This is a genomic window from Streptomyces sp. NPDC004838, assembly GCF_053600955.1.
In genome coordinates this window covers 67891-82705 of the sequence record NZ_JBSGAW010000028.1, presented here as the reverse complement: position 1 = coordinate 82705, position 14815 = coordinate 67891, and the positions used below count along the sequence as shown (strand labels likewise).

General features: G+C 70.4%; 15 protein-coding genes. 8 read left to right on the top strand and 7 right to left on the bottom strand.

Annotated elements, in window-relative coordinates:
- Positions 1-246 precede the first annotated feature (246 nt).
- Together ACWEFL_RS27900 and ACWEFL_RS27895 are read left to right on the top strand one after the other, a co-directional pair.
- Positions 247-1356, top strand: a complete 1110-nt coding sequence (locus ACWEFL_RS27900; RefSeq protein ID WP_451717481.1) for an NlpC/P60 family protein — start codon at positions 247-249, stop codon at positions 1354-1356.
- 680 nt (positions 1357-2036) lie between these two features.
- Complete coding sequence (locus ACWEFL_RS27895; protein ID WP_451717480.1) at positions 2037-3323, top strand: PP2C family protein-serine/threonine phosphatase; 1287 nt, start codon at positions 2037-2039, stop codon at positions 3321-3323.
- Between the two features lie 188 nt (positions 3324-3511).
- Here the strand turns inward: ACWEFL_RS27895 and ACWEFL_RS27890 are convergent, their stop codons facing one another.
- From ACWEFL_RS27890 to ACWEFL_RS27875, 4 genes are all read right to left on the bottom strand, one after another.
- Complete coding sequence (locus ACWEFL_RS27890) at positions 3512-3853, bottom strand: DUF2516 family protein (protein WP_451717478.1); 342 nt, start codon at positions 3851-3853, stop codon at positions 3512-3514.
- Positions 3854-4009: 156 nt separating this feature from the next.
- Entirely contained in the window at positions 4010-4696 is a 687-nt protein-coding gene (locus tag ACWEFL_RS27885; RefSeq protein ID WP_451717477.1) for a hypothetical protein, read from the bottom strand.
- Between the two features lie 26 nt (positions 4697-4722).
- Positions 4723-5190 (bottom strand): helix-turn-helix domain-containing protein, encoded by a 468-nt coding sequence (locus tag ACWEFL_RS27880; RefSeq protein WP_451717476.1) that lies wholly within the window; start codon positions 5188-5190, stop codon positions 4723-4725.
- A gap of 298 nt (positions 5191-5488) precedes the next feature.
- A complete protein-coding gene (locus ACWEFL_RS27875; protein ID WP_451717474.1) occupies positions 5489-6613 on the bottom strand; it encodes an FAD-dependent oxidoreductase in 1125 nt (374 codons plus the stop codon).
- Positions 6614-6666: 53 nt separating this feature from the next.
- On the opposite strand from ACWEFL_RS27875, the gene ACWEFL_RS27870 reads away from it, so the two are divergent.
- A complete protein-coding gene (locus tag ACWEFL_RS27870; RefSeq protein ID WP_451717472.1) occupies positions 6667-7359 on the top strand; it encodes a TetR/AcrR family transcriptional regulator in 693 nt (230 codons plus the stop codon).
- Between the two features lie 263 nt (positions 7360-7622).
- Here ACWEFL_RS27870 and ACWEFL_RS27865 read toward each other — a convergent pair whose 3' ends face one another.
- The 3 genes from ACWEFL_RS27865 to proS form a co-directional block, all read right to left on the bottom strand.
- Positions 7623-8216, bottom strand: a complete 594-nt coding sequence (locus ACWEFL_RS27865; RefSeq protein ID WP_451717470.1) for a hypothetical protein — start codon at positions 8214-8216, stop codon at positions 7623-7625.
- Positions 8213-8374, bottom strand: coding sequence for a hypothetical protein (locus ACWEFL_RS27860; protein ID WP_451717468.1), 162 nt, complete (start codon positions 8372-8374; stop codon positions 8213-8215). Before ACWEFL_RS27860 ends, ACWEFL_RS27865 begins: the two co-directional genes overlap by 4 nt.
- Positions 8375-8471: 97 nt before the next feature.
- Entirely contained in the window at positions 8472-9884 is a 1413-nt protein-coding gene (gene proS / locus ACWEFL_RS27855; protein ID WP_451717466.1) for a proline--tRNA ligase, read from the bottom strand.
- A gap of 222 nt (positions 9885-10106) precedes the next feature.
- On the opposite strand from proS, the gene ACWEFL_RS27850 reads away from it, so the two are divergent.
- From ACWEFL_RS27850 to ACWEFL_RS27830, 5 genes are all read left to right on the top strand, one after another.
- Complete coding sequence (locus ACWEFL_RS27850; protein WP_451717464.1) at positions 10107-10988, top strand: GNAT family N-acetyltransferase; 882 nt, start codon at positions 10107-10109, stop codon at positions 10986-10988.
- Between the two features lie 302 nt (positions 10989-11290).
- The gene (locus ACWEFL_RS27845; RefSeq protein WP_451717462.1) at positions 11291-11818 is read left to right on the top strand and encodes a hypothetical protein; all 528 of its coding nucleotides are present in this window, start codon (positions 11291-11293) and stop codon (positions 11816-11818) included.
- Between the two features lie 103 nt (positions 11819-11921).
- On the top strand, positions 11922-12764 hold the full coding sequence (locus ACWEFL_RS27840; RefSeq protein WP_451717460.1) for a DUF4097 family beta strand repeat-containing protein: 843 nt from the start codon (positions 11922-11924) through the stop codon (positions 12762-12764).
- 77 nt (positions 12765-12841) lie between these two features.
- Complete coding sequence (locus ACWEFL_RS27835) at positions 12842-13849, top strand: ATP-binding cassette domain-containing protein (protein WP_451717554.1); 1008 nt, start codon at positions 12842-12844, stop codon at positions 13847-13849.
- Positions 13846-14628: an ABC transporter permease gene (locus ACWEFL_RS27830; RefSeq protein WP_451717458.1), complete on the top strand. Its 783-nt coding sequence runs from the start codon at positions 13846-13848 to the stop codon at positions 14626-14628. Before ACWEFL_RS27835 ends, ACWEFL_RS27830 begins: the two co-directional genes overlap by 4 nt.
- The last annotated feature ends 187 nt before the right edge of the window (positions 14629-14815 follow it).

The following is a 14815-nucleotide window of genomic DNA, read 5'->3' as shown; positions in this document are numbered from 1 at the left end:
GTGTCGAGCTGAGCGCGCCCCCTTCATGCTCCCTGCGTGCTCCCCGATCCCGCGGACACGCGGGCCTTTGGGGAACACACGGCGTGGGCTGTTCGTCACAGACAGGTGAGGACTGATCAACTCGGGGTGGTGCGATCTGCCGTACGGACTCTGTCGCTTTGACGTACGCCGTGGCACCATCACCGCAGCATCCACATGTTACTGACGGTTAATCATATAGCTACAGGAGTCACTGGAGGGGGAGTCGTGAACCGACGCCACTGTGCCACTGCCGCGATCGCTCTGGTCTGCGCGCTCACCGTACTGGCGTCACCGGGAACGGCCTTCGCGGCCCCCGACGCCCCTCATGGCCCCAGCGCCGCGGGCGCGCCCCTCGCCCCCAGACCGCCCGTTCCGCCGGGCAGCGCCTCCCCCACCCAGGACAAGTCCCTGGAAGAGGTGCGGATCGAGCTGGAGGACCTCTACCACCAGGCGGTGTCCGCGACCGACGCGTACAACCTCGCCGAGGAGGAAGTGGAGCGCCAGTCGGCGGAGATCGGCAAGCTGGCGCGGGAGGCGACGAAGGCGCAGGACCGGATCGACGACCTCAAGGACCGCGCGGGAGCCTCCGCCCGCGCCCAGTACCGGGGCGGTGGGCTGCCGCCCGAGGCACAGTTGATGCTGACGAGCGACCCTCAGCTCTTCCTCGACGGCACCGGCCGGGTACAGCAGGGCCAGAAGGCGACCAGGGACCTGCTGCGCGAGCTGCGGACCGCCCAGGCCGAATTGAAGGCGTACGCCGAGGACGCGGGCGTCCAGTGGAAGAAGCTGGAGGCCAACCGGGTCAAGCAGGCCGAGGCCAGGAAGAAGATCTCCGCCAAGATCGCGGCGGCGAAGGCCATAGAGGACCGGTTGGAGAAGGAGGAGCGGGAGCGGCTCCTTCTCCTCGAACAGCAGGCGGCGAGCAAGGCGCAGACGGAGTGGCTCAAATCCGGCGTGATGAAGGCCATCAGCGGCACGTCGACCGAACAGGGCGACAAGGCGGTCAAGTTCGCGACGGCGCAGGTGGGCAAGCCGTATGAGTGGGGTGCGGAAGGCCCTGGTTCATACGACTGCTCGGGGCTGACCTCACAGGCGTGGGGCGCGGCGGGCGTGAGCATCCCGCGCACCTCGCAGGAGCAGTGGAGGCGACTGCCGAGGGTCGAGGTCAAGGACATGCGCCCCGGTGACCTGATCGTCTACAACGCGGACGCGAGCCATATCGGGATGTACATCGGGGAAGGCGCGATCGTGCACGCCCCGCGACCGGGGCGGACGGTGTCCCTCGCGGGTGCGGGCTCGATGAAGATTCTCGGGGTCGTACGACCGGGCGGGTGACGGGCAGGTGACGGGCGGGCGCAGAGGCGACCCGGACGGCACGAGCGACGGGGGCGATATCGGCGGCACCGCGGCCACCATGGGGGTCGGCACCCCGATCGCCATGCCGGGTCGGCGCGGCACCGTTGCCACGGCGGGTCGGGGCGGATGGCGCGGGGCCCCTCGGCCGGGCGTCGGGCCGAGCGGTCGTGGCGACAGTGCCGACCGGCGGCCCGGCGACTCCCGAAGGCCGCGTGCAGCGGCGGACCGGCAGCCGGCGCAGTGACGGCGGCGCGATGACGGCGATGACGGCGGTGCGGTGGGGGCGATGCGATGGGGGCGATGGCGGCGGCCGGGTGGCTCCCGAGCCGCCGACCCTGTGGCAGCCGGTGCGCCGATACGGGCCCGACCAGCGGTCGCCGCGGTCGCCGTACCGGCCGGACGCGGATACCCCACCCATCCCGATATTCCGCATATAGGTGACAGAAAGGCCGCCCCCGGGCCTTCGGGCGACCGTGCGTTCCGGCGTGATGTTCGTCATGGGCACGGCCGTAACTGCCCGCCCATGACCGGCATATGCAGTCGGCCCCGCACCAAACGCCATTCCGCTCCGGCCGGGCCTAGCGCTATGGTCCCCGTCTGGCGAGATGTCGTTCGTCGTCCCGCCGCGCCCTCTGGGGGAGGGAAAGGAAACCGGATCGATGCCCGTACCCGTACCGCGACAGAGGAGTGCCTCCATCACGGAGACCGCCCAGGCCGGCGCCGGAACCACGTCCGGAATGTCAGGCGTACCCGGTGCGACCGGCGGTGCCGACGCCCTCGGTGATCTGACCCTTCTGGTGATCGAGGACGACCCGGCGGGCATGTTCTCGGTTCCCGAGCCGTCCGCCTCCGGCGCCACGGCCGGCAGCCGGGTCCGCATCCGCACCGCCCGCAATCTCACCGAGGCCGAGCGGCTGCTCACCGACGACGTCCACTGCATACTCGTCGACCTCGCGCTGCCCGGCGCGGGCGACGACGAGCTGGCCACCCTCAGACACGTACTGCGTCTCGCGCCCCGGCACGCGGTACTCGCCCTGACCACATCGGGCGACCAGGAGCGCGCGGCCGAGGCCGTACGGGTAGGGGCGCAGGACCATCTCTTCCGCGACGAGCTGGACGAACGGCTGCTCAGCCGTACCGTCCGGTACGCGGTGGAGCGCAAGCGCGCGGACACCGCGCAGATGAAGCTCGCCGAGTCGCGGCTCCGCGCGCAGGAGAACGCCAGGCTGGAGCGCGGGCTGCTGCCCACGCCCCTGCTCCAGGGCTCGAATCTGCGGTTCGCGGCGCGCTACCGGCCCGGCCGTTCGCGGGCACTGCTCGGCGGGGACTTCTACGACACCGTCCGCACCCCGGACGGCACGGTCCACGCGATGATCGGCGACGTGTGCGGCCACGGCCCGGACGAGGCGGCGCTCGGCGTGGAGCTGCGGATAGCGTGGCGGGCACTGATCTTCGCGGGCCTGTGCGGGGACGAGCTGCTCTCCACGCTCCAGAAGGTGCTGGAGCACGAACGGGAGAGCGACGAGATCTTCGCGACCCTGTGCATGGTCGACATCGCGCCGGACGGGCGGCGGGCGGGCCTCTGCCTGGCGGGGCACCCGTCCCCGCTGATCGCCCACAAGGGGCGGGCCGCGCAGCTCCTCCCGTACGAGAGCGGCGGCCCGGCGCTCGGTGTGCTGCCGCGCGCCCGCTGGCCGCGCCGCCAGGTGGAGCTGGGCGGCGCGTGGAGCGTGATGATGTACACCGATGGGCTGATCGAGGGGCGCATCGGGCCGGGCGAGAAGCAGCGCCTGGGCCAGGACGGCATGCTCGACATGATCAACCGGCAGCTGGCGGGCGGGCTCGACGGGGAGGCGCTGCTGGAAGCGGCGGTCGCGGAGGTGCGGGAGCTGAACGGCGGAGAGCTGACCGACGATGTGGCGGTACTGCTGCTGAGCAGGGGTTGACGCGGCGCAGGGGCCGGTGCGGCGGCCGGGCCGCAGCGCGGTTCAGGGGAACCTTCCGGGCTCGGAAGCCCTGGCGGGCGCGCAAGCCTTTCGGCGGGGCGAGAAGATCCGGCCACGCGAGCCCACTCGGGCGCGGGACCGGTGAAGGCGAAGCGGCGGGCCGGGAAGCGGCGGGCCCGCGCCGTGCTCTACCTGCCGCCGTTGTACGGGCCGTACGGGCCGTCGCTGCTGGAACCGCCGCGTCGGCCGCCGCCTCCCGTGACCTGCTTGAGCGCGGGCCGTACATCGACGAAGAAGACGATGGAGGCGATCAGCCCGGCGATCGACAGGAACAGCAGATTCAGAGGGACCAGATTCACCAGGACGGAGAGGCCGAGGATGATCAGCCAGAAGCTCTTCGTCTTCTTGTCCGCGGCGCGGTAGGCGTCCTCACGGGCGAGCGCGGCCATGATCAGCGCAGTCACCGAGGTGACCAGGAAGACCAGCTCGACAACCAGCATGAGCGTGAGGTCGAAACCTGTGCGCAACATAATGAGCACCGCCTAGGTGAGTGATGAGTAGCGCCTCCGCCAGCCAAGGTACCTGGGCTACCGGGAAAACGGACCGGACCCCTCAAAGGTGCCCGGTCCCCTTCCTCTTCCTCGTACGCGCCGTTTCCACACACCCGCCGTGCGTGCCGTGCGTGCCTACTTCGCCGGCGGGGCGGTCTTCTTCGCGGCCGCCTTGCGGGCGGCGGGGGCCCGGCGGGGGGCGGGGGCGGTCTTCTTCGCCTCGGCGGCCTTGGGCTGGGCAGCCTTCGACTGGGCGGCCTTGGGCTGCGGCTTGGGCTGGGGCTTGGGCTGCGGCTTGGGCTGAGCACTCGCCTCCGTGGCCTTCGGCTGGGTCCTGGGCTGGGTCTTCGGCTCCGTCTTGGGCTCTGTCTTGGGCTCGACGGCGACGGCGATCTCGGCGATCTCCTCCGCGGTCTCGCCACGCCACTGCTTCACGGCCTGCTCGCCGTGCTCCGCGACCCGCTCGTATGTCTCACGGGCCTTGACGGCGTACTCGGCGGCCATGCCGACACTGCGCAGGGCCAGGTCCTGGGCGCTCTCGCCCAGCTTCTTCAGATCGGCGTCGAAGCCGCCGATCACCTCGGTGACCTTGGCCTGAACGGTGGCCTGGGCCTCCCTGGCCTGGACGGTCATCTTCTCCTGCACGACCTTGGGGTCGGCGTTGCGCAGCTCCTCGATCCGGCCGGGCGCCTCGGCCGCGAGCTGCTCCAGCAGCGCTGGGACCTTCCTGGCCTGCTGGACGGCGAGGTCGGCCGTACCGGCCGCGAAGTAGAGGGGCGTCGGGTCGCTGAATGTCTTGCGCAGGTCATCGGTGATGGCCATGAGGCTGATCCTCCTGGGACGCTGATTCAGGGTGAGGGTTGGTTCGAGGGTGGTCCGGCAGCACTGCCGTCGGCCGTACGGATGCCTTCAACAGTGGTGTCCCACTCCTTCGCGGCGGGGGCGGCGGCATCCGGGCCCTCCGAGACCTCGAATCCGTTCTCCTTGCGGAACGACTCGTAGATCTGGAGCAGTACGGCCTTCTGCCGCTCGTTTATGGAAGGGTCGGCGGTGATGACGGCACGCGTCTCCAGCTCGTCCCGGCCCCGCTCGTCAAGAATCCCGGCCCGCACATACAGCGTCTCGGCGGAGATCCTCAGCGCCTTCGCGACCTGCTGCAGCACCTCCGCGCTCGGCTTGCGCAGCCCGCGCTCGATCTGGCTCAGATACGGATTGGACACCCCGGCGGCATCGGCGAGCTGCCGCAACGACAGCTGCGCGCTGCGCCGCTGCTCGCGGAGGTACTCACCGAGATTGCCGACGTTGAGTGATGCCATGTCTCGATGGTGCCCACTCTCGCTAACTATTGCAAGCAGATGCTTGCAATAGTGCGCCACGCGACACGTGCCGGCCGGTTGAGCCTGAGCACGATAGGTGTCCGTTCCCGGTCTATCTGCGGATTCCCGCCGGGTTTGCGGTGTGAAGTGAACGAGTCCCGGACAACCTGCGCGGCGAGCTGCCCCACCGGCCCGTGAGGAGCATCGAATCCGTTGTGCCGGAAGGGGCCGCGGCGGTGCCGTACTACCTCATGGAACCGTGGCGAGCTGTTGGTGCCGGTGCCCTCGCGCTCGGCGGTCAGGATGGCTGCACTTCGTCGAAGAGGGAGAGGGCTTCGGCGGGGTTCGGGCTCACGAGGCGTTCCAGACCGGCCGTCGTGATCTTCGCCCACTCGCCGGCCCGTGCCCACATCTGTTCCTCGAAGGCGCGGACGGCCTCGTCCAGATCCCCAGGGCCGGCGGCGGTGGCGATGGACTCGGCGAGTTCGGCGCCCTCCAGCATCGCGAGGTTCGCGCCCGCCCCCAACGGAGGCATCAGATGGGCGGCGTCGCCCAGGAGCGTCACCCCGGGGACGTGGGTCCAGGTGTGGGATACGGGCAGAACGTAGAGGGGGCGGTGGACGAAAGCGGTGCCGTGGCGGAGGAGGTCGAGGGCGGGAGCGGCCCAGCCGTCGAACAGAGCCAGCAGACCCGATCGCACGGCCTCGACGTCGGGCGGGTCCAGGTTCGCGTGCCAGTCCAGCGGGGCGCGGAACTGGGCGTACACCTTGACGTGGCCACCGCTGTTGCGCTGGGCGACGAGAGCTCGGTTCACGCCGTACACAGCCACGGAACCGTCGCCTACTAACCGGGCGAGGTCAGGGTGGCGGGTGTCGACGTCGTCGAGGGAGGTCTCGACCGAGGTGACGCCGGTGTAGTGCGGCGCCGCCGACGAGACTGCCGGGCGGACCCGGGACCAGGCGCCGTCCGCACCGACCACGAAGTCGAACGTTTCCTGTCGCCCGTCCGCGAAATGGACCAGTACGCCGTCCCGGGTCCCCGGCGCCACCTGCGTCACGCCCCGTCCCCACTGGACGTCGAGAGGGCCGAGCAGCAGGTCACGGAGGTGCCCGCGGTCGATCTCGGGATTGGCCCGGTCATCCGGACGGGGTCGCCAGTCACGCAGGACGGTCCCGGCCGTGTCCAGGATGCGCATGGCCTGCCCCTCGGGACGGGACAGCGCCTGGAACTCCGCCAGTAGCCCCGCCTTGTCCAGCGCGAGCTGGCCTAGCCCTTCGTGCAGGTCCAGCGTGCCGCCCGGGGGGCGGGCGTCGGGGGCGGGATCGCGTTCGAGGACGGTGACAGGGTGGCCATGGCGGTGCAGGACACGGGCGAAGGTGAGGCCGGCAGGACCGCTTCCGATCACGGCGATACGATGTCTCATGTCGATACACTGTATTCATCCGATATGCTGCATCGCAACAGTACGATGTGGCCATGACTGTGTGGGACCGCCCGGAGCCGCCGACTCGCCCCGTGCCGCTCGACCGGGAGCGGATCGTCGCCGCCGCCATCGCGCTGGCCGACGAGGGCGGGTTGGAGGCGGTGTCGTTGCGCAAGGTCGCCGCCCGGCTGAACGCCGGCCCGATGCGGCTGTACGGATACATCTCCACCAAGGAGGAGCTGTTCGACCTCATGGTGGACGAGGTCCAGGCCGAGATTCTCCCCGAGGAGCAGCCCGGTGACTGGCGGGAGGCACTGCGCGTCCTCGCCCACCGCACCCGGCAGGCCGCTCTCCGCCACGAATGGCTGGCCGACCTGCTCGGCCGCCGCCCAGCCCTGGGCCCGAACGGCCTCGACGTGGCCGAGGCCACGCTGGCCGCCCTCGACGGCCTCGCCGACATCGACACCGTCATGCGCGCCGTGGAGACTGTCAGCGCCTACTACACCGGCGCGATCAGGCGCGAGATCACGAACCTGCGGGCCGAGCGGGCCACGGGCCTGTCCAAGCCCGACTGGCAGCGCGCCTCCGGCCCGCATGTGACGAGAATGCTGGCCACGGGCCGCTTCCCAGCGCTGGCCAAGGCCGTGTACGACGGCACGGACGTGGACGCCGAGACATCCTTCGCGACCGGCCTGGACTGGGTCCTCGACGCCGTGGCCGCCAAACTCCCCGGGCCGTCGACGTGACGCTCAACTCCTGCCGAATGCGAGCGAGGTCGGGGTCGGTCTCCACGGGCCGTGCAGTACCTCGCCTCCTCGCCCGTCGGAGGCGAGCCCCGGAGATGCCGGCGAGCTGCCGGCCGGGAACACTGCCGTCCCCTACGACGAAGTCGCCTCCGTCGAGAAGCACCGCCCTGGCGGGTTCGCAGGCCGTGGTCTGGTCGCCCGGCAACCCGGCGGGTTCCGCCCGGTCCGACTGTTCTCCTCGCGCGTGGTGGCCCGCTGTTCGCTCAGTCGTCGAAGCCGAGTTCGGGGCGGGTCCAGAGAGTGAGGTCGCTGCTGGTGGCGACCGCGAGGGTCAGGCCGGAGGGAGAGAACCCGGCTGCGCGGAGTTCCGAGTAGTCGGAGTGGAAGATGTGCCACCACGTCCCTCCCGCCGGTCCCTTGTGGGACCCGCTGTCGGCGGAGAGGATGACGCGGTCGTACGGCCACTCCGGGTTGACGACGTCCAGGGTCCAGCCGTCCGGCGTGGTGCTGTGCAGGCCGCCGCCGAAGAGTCCGGCGATGCGCACGGGGACGCCTGCGATCGGGCCGAGCCCCGGGCAGGCAAGGTCCGGGTGGGTGTCAGGGGTGCTCGTTTCGAGGTCAGGATCCCGGTCGCGGGCGATCTTCTCGCCGGTGACCGCGTCGAAGAGTCCATGGCCGTCGCTGGACACGACCATGACGAGGTCGTGGCCGCTGTCCGGATGGACGGCGAATCCGATACCGAGAAGGTCCCCGACGGGAGTTCTGCGGTCCCACACCGGCCGCCATGGCTCGGGAGCCGGCATGACAGCGGCGGCGATGTAGCGCTCGCGCAGCCGCTGCTGGTACTCCGTGATCAACTCGTCTCCTCGGTGCGATCCTTGTCGAGGATCTCCGGCGCGGCGGCCCACGTCGACTCGATCTCTTGGCGAGTGATTTCGACAGCGCCGTCTGCTTCTTGCCAGCCGTGCAGGGTGCCTTCCGCGAGGACGCCGTACCGCCGCGCGCAGGAGGCCATGGCTGCGCCCACTCCTCGTCGTCGAGCTCGAAGTACGACCACACATCGCTCTCGCCGTCGAAGGCAGCACGTTCTGTCGCAGTGCGTTTCGACAGAGTCAGTAAGCGCGCGCCACGACGGCGACGTTGCCCGGCTGGTCGTCGCTCTCGGGGACCGAGCCATCCGCGGCGACCAGGCACCTCACTGACACTCCCTGCTCGGCGAGTCGCGCCTCGCCCGCCGGGCCCAGCGTGGCCCAGGGGATGCGTGCCCAGCCGGTACTCGCGGCTTCCGCGGCCTCCTCGATCGTGGTCACCTCGACAGTGCGGTCCTTGCGGCGCTTGCGGGACTGCGCCAGCAGCAGCGCCTGGTCGTCCTCCAGCACCTCGGGCAGGATCTCGGACAGTGCCTCGACCGCCGTCGACTCCTTGCTCCCCACGATGCGGCGGACCAGCACGGCGGTGCCGTTCTCCACGTCGCGCGGTCCGACCTCGATCCGTACAGGCACACCCTTGAGCTCCCAGTCGACCGCGCGACGGCCGAACGGCATGTCGACGCGGTCATCGACGTGGATGCGGATATCCGCCGCCTTCAAGCGGTCACCGATCTCACGGACCTTGGCCAGTACCGCTTCGTCGCCCTTGACAGCGACGACGACCACCTGGACCGGGGCCAGGCGTGGCGGGACGCGGAGACCGTTGTCGTCTCCGTGCATCATCACCAGTGCGCCGACCATACGCGTGGTAGAACCCCAGGAGGTCTGCCACACGTACTCCTGGCGGCCGTCCTTCGACAGATACCGCGTGTCGAAGGCCCTGGCGAAGTTCTGGCCGAGCTCGTGGCTGGTGCCCAGCTGGAGGGCTTTGCCGTCGCCCATCATGCCCTCCAGGGTGAGCGTGTTGATCGCGCCGGCAAACCGTTCCCTGGCAGTCTTGCGTCCCGGCACGACGTCCATGGCGAGGATGTTCTCCATGAAGTCGGCGTACACGTTCCGGTGGATGCGCGCGGCGTAGTCACGGGCGTCCGCGTAGGTGGCGTGCGCGGTGTGGCCCTCCTGCCACAGGAACTCCGTCGTACGGAGGAACACGCGGGGGCGCAGCTCCCAACGCACCACGTTCGCCCACTGATTGATCAGCAGGGGCAGATCGCGGTAGCTCTGCACCCACTTGGAGAAGTAGTCGTTGACGATCGTCTCGGAGGTGGGCCGGACGACGACGGGCTCCTCCAGCTCTCTGCCGCCACCATGCGTGACGACGGCCAGCTCGGGCGCGAAGCCCTCGACGTGCTCGGCCTCCTTCGTCAGGTACGACTGCGGAATGAAGAGCGGGAAGTACGCGTTCTGGGCGCCCGCCTCCTTGATGCGGGCGTCCATCTCCTGCTGCATCCGCTCCCACAGGCCGTACCCGTACGGCCGGATGACCATGGTGCCGCGAACAGGCCCGTTGTCGGCCAGTTCGGCCTTGCCGATCAGGTCCTGATACCAGCGCGGAAAGTCGTCCGCCCGGGGCGTGAGAACGCGTGCCTTTGCCATGGCGCGCAAGGCTAGGGCGCGGGCTCGCTCGGACGCGAGTTGATTTCTCCCCGTGGAACAGGACAGTGGCCGGCCGCCTACCCGGTCACGACATCACCGACGGGCCCCGCCACTCAGTCGGAAACGGCCGGTCGGGAGGACGCCGATCACCGGCCGGTCCCCCGCGGCCTCGCCCCGGCGGAAAACCACGGTGCGCACCTACCGCGTGGGAAATCATGAAGCATGCGACCCGATGACTGGCACCTCACCGAAGACGTCGACGACTTCCTCGCCCGAGCCGGGGACTTCCTGCGCTCGCGGCCCGGCCCGCACGTCATGCAGCTGACCTGGGCCGAGAGAGTGCGAGCGCGTGGGGCGGAGGCGTTCGGCGCCGAGGCCCCCGGCTTCGGCGTGCTGGAGCGAGCGGGCGAGGTCCACGCCACCTTCTACCGCCTCCCGCCCCGCGGTTTCGGCCTCTCCCCGCTCACGCCCGAGCAGGCCGACTCCCTCGCCGCCCGTCTGGCCGCCCTCGGGCACTCCATTCCGACTGTCAGCGCGGACCACGACACCGCCACCGCTTTCGCCGCGGCCTGGCAGCGGCACACCGGCGCGACGCCGGAACTCCGCGACACTCGGCTCCGTCTGTACCGCCTCGGCGCCCTCACCCCGCCGGAGCCGCCGCCGGCGGGCCGGGGCCGCGTTCTGGGCGAGGAGGATCTCGATCAAGTCATGTTCTGGTGCGGCGAGTTCGCCAAGGCCGTCGGGGAAGACGTCTCCATCGACGCCGACTCCTGGGCCGACACCCGCTACGCCGACAAGCGCTACACGCTCTGGGAGACCCCGGACGGCACCCCCGTATCCGTCGCGGGCATGAACCCGCTGATCGGCGGCCAGATCCAGGTGGACGTCGTCTACACCCCCGCCCATCTGCGCGGTCGCGGCTACGCGGCCTCCGTGACGGCGGAGGTGAGCCGGGCGGCGCTGGCCACGGGCGCGAAGGAGGTCGTCCTCTTCGCCGACTTGGCCAACCCCACCAGCAACGCCCTCTACCAGCGCCTCGGCTACCGCACGCTCACCGACTGGGCCGTGTACGACTTCTCGCCCGCCGCGCCGGAAGCCGGGTGAGAACCACGGCATGACGAGGGTCGGCGTCCTCGACAGACCTCGGACCGCGAGGCGGGGGGATGCCGTCCCCTTGCGGCATCACATGGCATCACATGGCACCGGGTGGCGCAGCTAGTGGTGCCAGCCAGTGCCATCCGATGCCATTCCACGTGCAACAGGGCGCTTGAGCGTGCATGGCACCATCAGGATCCAGGCCATTCACTTCGCATTTACGCAGGTCAGAGGCGTCGACCCCAAGCGAGTCCCCCATGAGACACCACTCGGGCTTGCATGAGGTGCCAGAGTGATGCCATCATGGCGCTATGGACCTCACCCCGTATGTCGACACCCTCCGCCGCGAACTCGCGGTGGCCGCCGAAGCCGGTGGGGAGGATGCTCGCGAGCTGGCCGAGCGGCTCACCGCTCCTCTGGAGTCGGCGACCCGTCTGACCATGCTCAACGTGCTCTCCGCCGCGATGGACGAGATCACCCGTGAACTCGCCCCCGGCTCGGTCGACGTACGGCTGCGCGGGCTCGACCCGGACTTCGTGGTGACGCCACCGCCCGCCTACGGCGGCCCCGCGGAAGCGCCCGCCGCGCCCACCGCGCCCGTCGAACCGCTCAAGGCGCACGCGCCCGCCGACGGCGACGAGGGCGGCACCGCCCGCGTCAATCTGCGTCTGCCGGCCCACCTCAAGGCGCGCGCCGAAGAGGCCGCGAGCCGCGAGGGCCTGTCGGTCAACGCGTGGCTGGTGCGGGCCGTGTCGGCCGCGGTCGACGGCGGCGCCCGGCCGCGTACGACGGAGAGGACCCACTCGATCGGACAGAGCTTCACGGGCTGGGTGCGCTAGCCGTACGCCGCGCCCGCGCCCGCACCGCTTCACCCGCACCGCTTCACCCACATCACGTCCCACCAGCGGGGACGCCCCCAGGACTCATGAGGACGGTACTGCCATGCCTTCTTTCGACACTCCCGAACCGATTCAGGCCACCGCCCACGTGGAGGCCGGTTCCATCCGCTTCGCCGCAAGCGACCGTCTCGACACGGTCGTCGAGGTACGGCCCCGCGACCCGAAGCGGGACCACGACGTGCGCGCGACCGAGCAGACCGAGGTCACGTACGGGAGCGGCGTTCTGACGGTCAGGACGCCCAAGCCGCGTCTCCTCGGGCGCACCGGCATCGTCGACGTGACGGTCGAACTGCCCACGGGCTCGCGCGTCGACATGACCGGCGCCTGGGCCCAGGTGCTCGGCGAGGGGCGGCTCGGCCAGGTCCATGTGAAGACCTCGTCCGGTGACGTCCGCCTCGACACGACCGGTCCGCTGAATCTGACCGCGTCCCACGGCTCGATCACCGTGGAGCGGGTCGAGGGCACGGCCGAGATCTCCACCAGCTCCGGCAGCCTGCGCGTCGGCGTCGTCGACGGCCTCGCCGTCCTCAAGAACTCGCATGGCACCACGACCCTCGGCGCCGCTACCGGCGACGTGCGGGTGCGCGGCGCCCACGGCGACATCGACATCGCGCGCGCCGAGGGCTCGGTCGCCGCCACCACCGCCCACGGCACCCTGCGCGTCGCCGACGTCGCCCGCGGCACCGTTCAGTTGGAGACCTCCTACGGCTCCATCGAAGTCGGCGTCCGCGAGGGCACCGCCGCCTGGATCGACGCCAGCTCCGGCTCCGGGCAGGTACGCAACACGCTCACCGCCTCCGAGGCCCCGGACAAGACGGAGGACACCGTCGAGGTCCGCGCCCGGACCCGCAACGGCAACATCGACGTACTCCGCGCCCGGTCCTGAGCACCGGCCCCGCCGACTCGCCCACTCCCCCAGTCACTTCAGCCTTCGAACGGGAGGGCTCCATGCCTTCATCTGTCATGCCCACGCCCAGGAGGAACGGCGGTTCCCCGTCGCCCGCCGCCGTCTCCGCCATCGGTCTGCGCAAGTCGTACGGCGACAAGACCGTGCTCGACGGCATCGACCTGCACATCCCGGCCGGCTCCGTCTTCGCCCTGCTCGGACCCAACGGCGCCGGCAAGACCACCACCGTCCAGATCCTGTCCACACTCATCGCGGCCGACGGCGGACAGGCCCAGGTCGCGGGCCACGACGTCGCCACGTCACCGGACGGAGTGCGCGCCGCGATCGGCGTCACCGGGCAGTTCGCCGCGCTCGACGACCTGCTCACCGCCGAGGAGAACATGCTCCTCATGGCCGACCTGCTGCGCCTCGGCAAGCGTGAAGGGCGGTCCCGTGTCAGGGAGTTGCTGCGACGGTTCGACATCGCGGACGTCGCGGACAAACGGGCCGCGACCTTCTCGGGTGGCATGCGACGCCGGCTCGACCTCGCCATGACGCTGGTCGGCAACCCCCAGGTGATCTTCCTGGACGAGCCGACGACCGGGCTCGATCCACGGAGCCGACGCACCATGTGGGACATGGTGCGCTCGCTGGTCGCGGGCGGCACCACCGTCTTCCTCACCACCCAGTACCTGGAAGAGGCCGACCAGTTGGCCGACCGGATCGCCGTCCTCGACGGCGGCCGGATCGTCGCCGAGGGCACAGCCGACGAGCTCAAAGCGCAGATCCCCGGCAGCCACGTACGGCTTCGGTTCACCGAACCCGCCGAGTACGAGCGCGCGGCCGACGCCTTCCCCGGCGCGGCCCGCGACGACGAGAGCCTCGCCCTGCGCGTGGCGGGCGACGGCGGCCTCGACGCGCTGCGCGCCCTGCTCGACCGGCTCGACGCCGCCGGCATCCGGGCCGCCGACTTCTCCGTGCACACCCCCGACCTCGACGACGTATTCCTCGCCCTGACCGGCAACGGCACCGAAACCAGCACCGGCACCAGCACCCCGCTTCACGTCAAGGAGACCCTGCGATGAGCACCCTCGGCTATGCCATGCACGACTCGATGACGATGCTGCGGCGCAACCTCAAGCACGCGATCCGCTATCCGGCCGTGTCGCTCGGCGCCTCCATGATGCCCATCCTGATGCTGCTGCTCTTCGTGTACGCCTTCGGGGACTCGATCGGCGCCGGAATGGGCGGCGGCCGGGACGCCTACCTGGAGTATCTGACGCCCGGCGTCATCATCATGGGGGTGGCGGCCGGGGCCATGTCGACCTCGATCGCGGTCTGCTCCGACATGACCGAGGGCATCATCAACCGCTTCCGCACCATGAACATCACGCGTTCATCGTTCATGACCGGACATGTCATCGGCAGCGTCATCCAGACGATGGTGAGCCTGGTCCTGGTCGTGGCCGTGGCGCTCGCACTCGGCTTCCGTCCGGACGCCGGCGCGGTCGAGTGGCTGGCGGCGGTCGGCCTGCTGGTGGCCATCGCGTTCGCGGTGACCTGGCTGTCGGCGGCGCTCGGCCTGATCTCCAAGACGGTCGAGTCCGCGAGCAACAAGCCGCTGCTGGTCCAGTTCCTGCCGTTCCTCGGCTCCGCCTTCGTGCCGGCCGACTCGATGGCCCCGGGCCTGCGCTGGTTCGCCGAGCACCAGCCGTTCACGCCGATGACCGAGACGCTGCGCGGCCTGCTCACCGGCTCGGAGATCGGCGACGCGGGCTGGATCTCGCTCGCCTGGTGCGCCGGTATCGCCCTGGTCGGCTACGTCTGGTCGCGCTCCCTCTTCAACAGCACCACCAAGCGCTGAGAGCACGTCCTTCGGCCTCGGCCGATCTCGTACACGCACCACGGCGGAGGGCCCGATCCACACGGGCCCTCCGCTCGCGGTGGTCGGGCGCAGGGCCTCGCGGAGAGCCTCCGGGCGCTCCGCTCGCCGTGTCGGAGCGCCTTTCCGGGGTTGGGTTGATGGTGAGAGCTGAAGAGGCCGGGTGGGG